The sequence below is a fragment of the Microcoleus sp. K4-B3 genome, assembly GCF_036704615.1.
Lineage (GTDB): Bacteria > Cyanobacteriota > Cyanobacteriia > Cyanobacteriales > Microcoleaceae > Microcoleus.
In genome coordinates, this window is sequence record NZ_JAUBSF010000146.1 from 1 (window position 1) to 8,665 (window position 8,665).

The window sequence follows — 8,665 nt, forward strand, 5'->3', positions numbered from 1 at the left end:
TTCCAGCCTGGTCAGAGCCTCGGTGTTTGCCTGCTGCTGCACTGCGGTGGCTGCGAGGATTGCTTCTATTCGGTCTAGCCGATCGCCTGAGTTCATCTCAATTCACCTGTGTTATGCGATTCATGCCTCTTTACTGGCTGCCAAATGTTGTTCATCTGTAGTTATTGTTTTGGAATTGTTGATAGATCGTTCCTCAATCCAGTCAGACAAAACTTTAGCCGCTAAATTACTGATGCTTCTCTCATCCTTTTCGGCTAAAAGCTTGAGCTTGTCATATACTTCCGGCCTGACATAGGTCATGATGCCTTTGAGATTTTTTGCTGGCAGTGGTATTAATTCACCATTTAGAGATGGTCGGAAATATTCAATCAGCGCCACCTCAATTTCTGGCAATAGGCTAGAGTCACTGCACTCCAGCCAAGCGATGCGGACGTTGTTAAATCCTTTTAGTTGGCTGTAGCGGCGATGGGTCATCCAACGCTGCTTTAGGTTGACACTTCTGCCGACGTACAAAACGTGATCGCCTTCCAGTGCGAAGTAGACGGCTGGACAAGGAGGTAGAGCTGAGCGGTTGGCTAATGGGAGCGACGGGAGTGTCAAAGGGTCAACTGTTACTGGATTCACCCCTCACCTCCTAGCTGTTTGTCTATTAGGCTCAACAATTCTTCGTTTTTCTCTACGCTGTTTTCAATAAAACGCACGATCTCCTCAGTCATGCTGGTTCCCTTGATAGAGCAGACCCTCTTGAACTTTTCTTTCAACCGCTCATCTAAGAACAGCCTGATAACATCTTGTCCCTGTCGTTTCTCCGGCATTGATGGCAAAACAGTCATGGTACTTGTTACCCCTATTATCTCCTGAGCGTGTAACTACTATTGTACCTCATGTTGTAAAAAGGGCATACATATGCTATTGTGGGTACAGCTTTCAAAAGCCTCAGTCCGTAAACTCGCTAAATCTAGTAGAAGAGGCGCTATCTAGAACCAGCGGAGCCGCCGAGAATCCACAAAAATAAAACGCGCCTCAAAGCTGAGTTGAGACCTCAGCCTTGAGACGACTTCAACCTACGCCAGCGTCACCTGGCAAGGAGCAACTTATCATGTCCGAAAATCAGGCAACATTGCAAGCGCTTGAAGAGCGATCGCACTCTACAGTCCCCCGGCGCGAACTCTTGCAGAAAGCAGCGTCGGTCGCTTTGCTACTTGGAGTCAAGCCACTCACCGACCCGGCTAAAAAGAAATACCCCTATCCTGCCCCAGCCTTTAGGATTGGCGACAAAATAGTCAGCCCTTGGTTTGAAGAAATCAAAGATGAAGAAATCGAAGAAATTGAGGACGAAGTTGGCGAGGTAATGGGAGTTTGCTGGCATCCGCAGAAAAAGCGCTGGGAGTATCTCATCAATTGGACTGGGGGAGATGCGGCCGATTGGATGTATCCAGTTTTTGATGAAACCTTGATGCCTGGCGATGGGTTCAGGAGTGCAAGTCATGCTTGAAGAACGATCGCAGAAATCAATATTTTCCCGTCGAAACTTCTTTCACAAAACAGCATCAGTTCTTCCGCTGCCCGCCCTAGCCCTACGCCGTCAGCCGACCACAATCAAACTACCTAACAAATACCCTGCACCGCCGTTTCATATCGGTGACATGGTAGCTGATGAGTGGATTGACGAGTTTGAGACAAAGCACTGCGAAATAGGCGAAGTAGTAGGCATCTGCTGGCATCCGCATAAAAAGCGGTGGGAGTATCTCATCAACTGGATAGCAGGGGCAGGATCTGAAATGAATTATCCATGCTTTGACAGGCATCTTACCTCACATGAAGTTGGAGCTAAGCTCAGGTTGGTGTAGGGATAAAAGCGAGTGGAGTGGTGGTTAAAACTCCACCACTTCTCCACCACTTCTCCACCACTTCTCCACCACTTCTCCACCACTTCCAACCCTTACAAAATCCAGGAAGCAGAAGTAGAAGTAACTTCGCGTACTACTGCCCAGGGCGAAGTGATCGAAGTGCTATTGGAAGTGCATTGGAAGTGCCAGAAGTACGCAATAGCAACACTTGCGCGATTACTTCACAACTTCCAGCACTACTTCCAAAAGTTGTGCGAACGAAGGCTTTAATCAGCATTTTTGCCTTTTACAAGAAGTAAGAAGTGCTTCAGACGAAGTAATTTCTTTCAGTCTCCACCACACCCCAAAACACGAGCAAAACACATTCTCCACAGATGCAAACTATTACTCCAGAACTCAACGATTTACTGACGCAACTGTCACAACAATTGCAGCAAAACAAAAGAGAAAAGAGTCCTCCGCTCTTGGAAATTTGGGACGCCTGGGTTGCGGACTTAGACCTACCAGCGCACACAAAAGCCGACCACTATGCCACATTGCGCCGTCAAATTGTGAAAGCTAATCCGTGCAGCGGTGACGTTACTTGGTTTGTTCAGATGGAAGTTGCTGCTACCACTTTTAACAAAAAATTGGGATACCTCAAAAGCTGTGGCGACTGGGCAAAAAGTGAGGGTTTAATTCTACTCAATCCTTGGCTTAAGGTCAGAAATCGCAAGGGAAGCAAGGAAATTATCAAGCCGTTCAGCAAGGAAGAAGCCGCCACAATCGTCGCAGGATTCGAGAAAAGTTATCCGGCCTGGGCTCCTTTTGCAAAGTTCCTGTTTTTATCCGGCTGTCGGCTCAGCGAGACGATCGGACTGCGTTGGAGTCACGTAAATTTGGAGCGCGGGGAAATTTGCATTTGCGAGTCCCTGACTCAGCGCAAAGATGGCAACGGTTATGAACGGGTGCGGAAGTCAACAAAGACGGGTAGTGTTCGGTTCTTGAAAATCAATTCCGAGCTGGCAAAAATTCTTGAGCAACTTTCTGCTGCCAGCAAAAATTCTGAAGATTTAGTTTTCCTCAATCCCACTGGCAGGAGCCACATAGATGCAAACAACTTTCGCGATCGTTGGAAAAAAGTGCTGAGTGCTGCAAATATTCCCTACCGCCGACCGCACATCATCCGGCACAGTTTCGCAAGCCACGCGATCGAACAGGGATGTCCGCTAACGGGCGTCGCTTATTTGCTCGGACACTCCGATACTCGGATGGTTGCCACAACCTACGGGCACTTGATCAACCGCCCAAACTTGCCGTCGATTCTCTAGTTGGTGCGGTTGGTGCGAATCGCTGAAAGCCTTGTTCAGTAATGGTGCGGGCGATGGTGCGGTTGTTGGTGCGGTTGGTGCGGTTGGTGCGGAACCTTTGGAGTCGGGAGGATAGAAGAAAAAGTCAACTTACTATTGAGTGTAATGTGGTCGCCATCTGTGAACAAAGGATTTTGCAAACCCTCTCAGGGCAGGGATTGTAAAGCTATAACTTCCGCCTTGTAGGGCGATAGTCGTAATTTTACCTATTTTCAATTCCCAAAAAAGTCTCAATAATAACTTGCCCCCAGCTCCTTTTGGAATGACTACGCTAGTATTGATTTGCTGAATCTCTTGCTATTAGCCAAATATTGACAAATAGCACAAAAATGAGACAATGTAGCAAATGTTTTCAACACAGCAAAAAAAAATCCGCTAACCTTTTGCAGAGGCGCGGAAAACCAATCGATAGTAATCGATTTCAAAAAGACAAAAATATATTAGCCGAACTACCGAAAATGTCAATTCAAAGAGCGATCTAATCCATTTCAGGATATCTCACTTTGTATACCTCACATTAAATAGGTTTTTGGTTAATAAGCGCCTCTGCGACTAGGTTTAACGGTTTTTTCTCACTAACAGAGGAAACCTTATCCCTAACATACTACACAATCCCCGTAAATTTAGTCAAGTATTTGAGACTATCCCCCACAATTGGCCGCTGGTGCCAGTAGTGGAGAAGAGACCCGTTGTCAAAGATTGGGTAAACAAGCAGTTCGATCATTCAGAAATCGTCACCGAGCTCGAAAGCGGCAAGGCAACGGGCTTCGGCTTGAAGACGGGCAACGGGCTACTGGCAGTAGATTTTGATGGGCCATCAGCCGCCAAAAAGTTAGCCGAGTTAGCAGGCAGCAACAGCCTCGACATTTTCTCAGAGACAACCGCGTGGACAAGCGGCCGCGCTGGCAGAAAGCAATGCCTGTTTTCAGTGCCAGAGGCTAACTGGCATCGCTTACGCAATCTACCAATTCCCACCGAGGTTATCGGTGATGACGGCAAAGAAGAGCGTCTGGAGTTTCACTGGCACGGAAGACAGAGCGTGCTGCCACCAAGCCTGCACCCGGCGACAAAAAAACCTTATATTTGGCTCAACAATCCGCTCGACATTCCCCCACTACCAGCGCCGGAATGGCTGATCGAGCTCTGCGAGAATTGGCATAGCGAGTATGCCGGTGTTGAGAAGCTGGATTTAGTTCGCTTTCCAGTACAATTGTTCAAGCACTTCGGCCGTCAAATGAGTATCTGGTTGCTTGCGCGTCGCTTCGACATCTCGCGCTGGAAGCATAGTGACCAGTCCAAGGGATGCGGAATAGGTAAATTTACCCTCACAGCAGCATCCATAATTTTAAATCGCGACCCCAAGACCATCCTAGGATATTTGCGTAAAGCCAAGAAGTCCGGGCTAATCCGCAACTATAAAAAGACGGGAGACTGGGTTAAAGTTTTTTACACGAGCCTCGAAAAAGCGATCGCTCTTACCGACCTAGAGAAACTCGGCCCGATCGCCGCCGTCGAGATTGACGATTTAGCTAATATCCACATCCTCGCTACAGAAGTGGAAACACAGCATTTGCAACGTGCAGCCCTCTACCGGCAACGGCAAGAAGAGCTGCAGCAAATAAAAAAAGCTGAGGGTTCCGACCTTCAGCAACCGACGCAGCTAATTGCGCCGACCGCTCTCCTGCATCCCAGTGAAAAACCGGCACAGGTAATTGCAAGGAGCGATCGGTTCACTTATGTTAAGCCGGGTTTCCGCTGCTACGGCGGAAGTCAAAAGGCGATCGCAGAGGCGAGGGAAATTTCTCCCTCGACAGCGAGCCGCCATCTTTCAAACAGATCCAGGTTAGCGGCCTCTCCAGTGCGAGGTTTTCGTAAGGAGTTGCCGCCCCTGGTTAAAACGCAAGTGATGGAACACCTACCGCTCCTTAAAAATATGCCCGCGAAACTTTGCCAACAGGACGGCTTAGTTTCGATGTTTGGGGAGTGGTGGAAGCCTCATTGCAATATCTATGCCATAAATCATCGTCTCGTGTCAGGAAGGCGGCAAAGAGGTCGCATTCAGGCCGCGATTGATAAGCAGGCATTATGCGTCAAATCGAGCTCGCCGGGGGATTTAGACAATAAGTTTCTTTTATCAGTCTCTTCTTTTCTGGAGAAAGAGATAGATGGAGATTTGAAATCTTGTGGGCTAAAAAACCGGGACAAGGAAAAGCAAAAATGATCATGGCTCAGCAGTAAGGATTAAAAAGGTTCTAAACCGCCTTTTTAACCGATTGACAGATCACAGATTAACTGATCAACGTGCGCCGAGAGGGGGCTGGCTTAGGGCCTGCCTCCCGGCCGCGACTTACCGGGTTAGGTGATACCCGGTATAACCACAAAATAAGCATAAAAGCTCAGTCAGAAAGCAGCAAAATAACCCAAAAATTGCTTTTTCTGAAACCCTTTCCCAGTCTGCGTTTCCCGCCAAAAACTCACTCGTCGATGTATAAGGTCGATGACGTAGAGACTGGCTAGGTAAACGAGGGTGATTTTTGAGCCAAAATCCGTCCGAGATTTCGGACAAAAATCACCCCTTATTCTCTGGAAAAACTCACTCGTGGATGTTAATGCCCACGTCGTAGAGACCGCTTAGCAAAACCCTTGTCTGTCAAGCGTTTCTCTCCAAAGACTCACTCGTCGCCTATAGGCGATGTGGTAGAGGCTGGTTAACCAAATTCGAGGAAAATTATGCCCACAGGAAAACCCAAAGTCGGAGTAGTTTACAGGTCGGCGGGCGCACCCGTAGACCCGCCCAAGTGCATCCCCGCTAAAGCCTATGAGAGGAAATACTTTGTTTCGCTTTCGCAGATTAAGCGCTTACTGGCTAAAAAGCTGTTGTGTGGGGTGCGGTACAAGCGGCGGCTATTTATTGAAGATGTACCACCACCACTTTAAAAATCAGTCATCAGTATCAGTTATCAGGGCGAACCATGCTTAGGGTGGAACGATCGTCGATCATTGGCCGACCAACTCCGATCGTTTGCAAACTAGCTCCGATCACTAGGGGACAGACTTTCTAACATCTATCTCAATAGTTAGAATGTTGGCACTGATTTAGGTGCTCTAATGACTGTCATCCCGTTCCCTACTCGCGGCCCTCGACTTCTGAAAGTTAGAGAGTCTGTTTCACCGCCCCCAAAAACTAGCTCCAACAGGAGGACATACTTGGAAGTTCGCGATCGGGAGTATTTGTTTGAGGATGAAGTGGAGGCGATGATCAAGGCCGCTAAGAAAGGCCGCTGGGGCCATCGGGATGCCACGCTAATTTTGATGGGCTACAGGCACGGGCTGCGGATATCGGAGCTGGTGAACTTGCGCTGGCAGCAGATCAATTTCAAGACGGCTCACATTCACGTCCGAAGGTTGAAGGGTTCGCGTCCGTCAGTTCATCCGCTGTCGGGGGAGGAAATGCGATCGCTCAGACAGTTGCAGCGAGATTTTCCCGACTCGCCCTACCTATTCGTTTCGGAGCGAGGCGGACCGATGAGTGCGGACGCGGCTAGGAAGATGATCCGCAAGTCAGGAGAAGGAGCACAGCTTCAATTCCCGGTGCATCCACATATGCTCCGGCACGGTTGCGGGTACTATTTGGCAGCCAAGGGCATCGACACCAGGGCGATTCAAGATTATCTGGGACACGCCAACATCCACCACACAGTCCGTTACACGCAGTTAGCTCCGCAGCGCTTTGAGGGATTTTGGGAGGACTGATGGCTCCGCAGTAGTAATTGTAAAGTTTTCGCACGCCCTGGTGTTGAATCCCAGTAAATCCCCGGTATAAACCGGGGATTATTCCTAACACCTTTGAGATGTGTCGTCTCAGGACTCTTCAATCATCTCTAAAATCGCCTCCACATCTGCGAGCGATACGCTGGACTTTTTACGCTTGGCTTTTAACTGGTTGAGCAAGTCGGCCGCTTCCGGTAACTCGCTGGCAGTGGCTGATTTTTTATCTGGCAGCGCCTCAGCTACAAAAACCTTGTCTAGATATTGTTTATTGAGGTTGTCAAACTCTTTCTGCAATTCTTCCCGCGAGGCGCGTTCTGTCGCAAGTTGCGATCGAAGTTGCTGCACTTCCTCTCGGAGTTCATTGGTGATATGGGTACTGGATTCTAGTTTCGCGCGGGCTTCGTCACGTTCCTCTTTGAGCATCCTACAATCGCCGCGAACCTCATTCAATTCTTGCTCTATCCAACCTACATCAGCCTGCAGTTCAAGCCTGAGCGATTCATCGTTGCCATCGCTCAGGCTCTCAATTTTCCCAGCCGTTCCTCAAAGTTTGCCAACTTAGACGCTAGCAGAGTGTCTAGCTTTTTGTCTAGTAAATTGTCTAGTGCTAATTCGATGTCTAGCGGTGCTGAGTCTTTCGGCGCTTCCTGTTCTTGTGTCGCGATCGACCCTGGCGTTGCGATCGAGCCTCGATCTGATGTGGCGCGCTCCAATGTCTTAATTACCCAGGCGTTGACGCTCAAACCTTCGCTGGCTGAGACTTGCTTGACAGTCTCAAGCAAGTCTCGCCTGCCGTCCAATCTCAAATTAAGCTGCAATCTATCAGTCATGTCTAGTGCTTCTCTAGCGGTGTACTAGACATACTAGCACAGTGTCTAGCTTTTGTCTAGTTACTGTCTAGTTGTTGTCTAGTTACTGTCTAACGCTTGTCTAGTTCTTAGCTAGCATTTGTCTAGCGTTAGACAGCAAACCTATCAAGGGCTGATTGATTTTGCTCTCGGCCAGGGCAAAAATAATCGGCGTTTAATCAAAAAGTGTCCGAAATTTCGGACACTTTCGAGGGTTTTCTCAAAAGTGTAAAAAATTTTTTACATTTCCCTACACGGAGACACTGGTTGATCTAGGTGTCGGCAACTGTGAAAAAATTTTCACAGTTTTTCTTGTCAATAGCTCTGCTTACTGAAAAGTGTCCGAAATTTCGGACACTTTTGATAAACATCGAATCGATTCAGCCAGACAGTGAATCGATTTGAATCGATTCTGAATCAATCCAGAATCGATTCAGTCGCCGTCAGTTTTGCCCGCCGCCGTTGCCACGGTTGCGGAGCTGGTTGTTGAGGTATTGCCAGAGGTCGTGAATTTCTGTCTGAATGATTCGCATTTGATCCCTCCATTCATTTTGCTGCTGCTGGAGTAGCCTCAGCGCTTCTTGATGGTTCTGGATCGCTGAAACCATGCGATCTACGCGATCTACCAAACGATCGAGTAGTTCGGCGCTTGCCTGCTGTCGCACCGCTATGTTGTCAACGCGATCGGTCAGTCGATCGATGGCTGTCGCGTTGGCAAGAGTTTGAACTTCCAGCCGCCCGATCGCCTCGGAGTTGGCAAAAGTCTGAGCTTCCAGCCTGGTCAGAGCCTCGGTGTTTGCCTGCTGCTGCACTGCGGTGGCTGCGAGGATTGCTTCTATTCGGTCTA

At 48.6% G+C, this 8,665-nt stretch carries 11 protein-coding genes; 6 read left to right on the forward strand and 5 right to left on the reverse strand.

Features of this window, described 5'->3' with window-relative positions; translation table 11 throughout:
• Window positions 1-120: 120 nt before the first annotated feature.
• Window positions 121-624 carry a GIY-YIG nuclease family protein gene (locus QUA78_RS30780; RefSeq protein WP_333306207.1) on the reverse strand — a complete coding sequence of 168 codons (504 nt, stop codon included), beginning with the start codon at window positions 622-624 and terminating at the stop codon, window positions 121-123.
• A complete protein-coding gene (locus QUA78_RS30785) occupies window positions 621-833 on the reverse strand; it encodes a hypothetical protein (protein WP_333306209.1) in 213 nt (70 codons plus the stop codon). Before QUA78_RS30785 ends, QUA78_RS30780 begins: the two co-directional genes overlap by 4 nt.
• Before the next feature lie 266 nt (window positions 834-1,099).
• Here QUA78_RS30785 and QUA78_RS30790 point away from each other — a divergent pair, with 266 nt between their 5' ends.
• From QUA78_RS30790 to QUA78_RS30815, 6 genes are all read left to right on the forward strand, one after another.
• Window positions 1,100-1,495: a hypothetical protein gene (locus QUA78_RS30790; RefSeq protein ID WP_333306210.1), complete on the forward strand. Its 396-nt coding sequence runs from the start codon at window positions 1,100-1,102 to the stop codon at window positions 1,493-1,495.
• Window positions 1,479-1,850 carry a hypothetical protein gene (locus QUA78_RS30795; protein WP_333306212.1) on the forward strand — a complete coding sequence of 124 codons (372 nt, stop codon included), beginning with the start codon at window positions 1,479-1,481 and terminating at the stop codon, window positions 1,848-1,850. The genes QUA78_RS30790 and QUA78_RS30795 overlap by 17 nt, the downstream gene beginning before the upstream one ends.
• A gap of 374 nt (window positions 1,851-2,224) precedes the next feature.
• Window positions 2,225-3,160: a site-specific integrase gene (locus tag QUA78_RS30800; protein WP_333306213.1), complete on the forward strand. Its 936-nt coding sequence runs from the start codon at window positions 2,225-2,227 to the stop codon at window positions 3,158-3,160.
• A 700-nt stretch (window positions 3,161-3,860) separates the two neighbouring features.
• Window positions 3,861-5,420 carry a bifunctional DNA primase/polymerase gene (locus QUA78_RS30805; RefSeq protein ID WP_333306214.1) on the forward strand — a complete coding sequence of 520 codons (1,560 nt, stop codon included), beginning with the start codon at window positions 3,861-3,863 and terminating at the stop codon, window positions 5,418-5,420.
• Between the two features lie 509 nt (window positions 5,421-5,929).
• Window positions 5,930-6,136, forward strand: coding sequence for a hypothetical protein (locus QUA78_RS30810; protein WP_333306199.1), 207 nt, complete (start codon window positions 5,930-5,932; stop codon window positions 6,134-6,136).
• 171 nt (window positions 6,137-6,307) lie between these two features.
• Window positions 6,308-6,952 carry a tyrosine-type recombinase/integrase gene (locus tag QUA78_RS30815; protein ID WP_333306201.1) on the forward strand — a complete coding sequence of 215 codons (645 nt, stop codon included), beginning with the start codon at window positions 6,308-6,310 and terminating at the stop codon, window positions 6,950-6,952.
• A 108-nt stretch (window positions 6,953-7,060) separates the two neighbouring features.
• Here QUA78_RS30815 and QUA78_RS30820 read toward each other — a convergent pair whose 3' ends face one another.
• The 3 genes from QUA78_RS30820 to QUA78_RS30830 form a co-directional block, all read right to left on the reverse strand.
• Window positions 7,061-7,393: a hypothetical protein gene (locus tag QUA78_RS30820; RefSeq protein WP_333306202.1), complete on the reverse strand. Its 333-nt coding sequence runs from the start codon at window positions 7,391-7,393 to the stop codon at window positions 7,061-7,063.
• A 92-nt stretch (window positions 7,394-7,485) separates the two neighbouring features.
• Complete coding sequence (locus tag QUA78_RS30825; protein WP_333306203.1) at window positions 7,486-7,800, reverse strand: hypothetical protein; 315 nt, start codon at window positions 7,798-7,800, stop codon at window positions 7,486-7,488.
• 461 nt (window positions 7,801-8,261) lie between these two features.
• On the reverse strand, window positions 8,262-8,665 hold a 404-nt coding region (locus tag QUA78_RS30830), incomplete at its 5' end, for a hypothetical protein (RefSeq protein WP_333399204.1).